This window comes from Rhizobium sp. 05L429, assembly GCF_056397645.1.
Genome location: NZ_JBFTNV010000100.1, coordinates 1 through 397 on the forward strand (window position 1 = coordinate 1; position 397 = coordinate 397).

Here is a 397-nt window from a genome sequence, read left to right on the forward strand (position 1 = left end):
GGGGCTCGGCCTTCTCCTTCGTGCTGCCGACMACCACCTTCACCGATGTCGACGGCGGCGAGACGCTGACCTATTCGGCAACGGCTGCCGACGGCACGGCGCTGCCCGCCTGGCTGGCCTTCAACGCCACRACGCGGACCTTCTCCGGCACGCCGACAGCAGCCGGCACCTACGGCGTCAGGGTGACGGCGACCGACCTCGGCGGCCTCTCAGCCAACGAGACCTTCAACGTCGCCGTATCGACGCCCGGCAACGCGACGCCGACGGCGGTTGCCGATGCGGGGGATGCGACCGAGAAGGGCGGTGCGGCCAATGGTTCGGGTGGCGTGGTTGCCAGCGGYAATGTGCTGACCAACGATACSGATCCGGATGCCGGCGACACCAAGACGGTCACGGC

At 69.2% G+C, this 397-nt stretch carries 1 protein-coding gene; it reads left to right on the forward strand.

Annotation, left to right across the window (positions count from 1 at the left end):
- Nucleotides 1-397, forward strand: a 397-nt coding sequence (locus AC1DNW_RS35495; protein WP_477855836.1) for a putative Ig domain-containing protein, incomplete at both ends; no start/stop codon positions are given.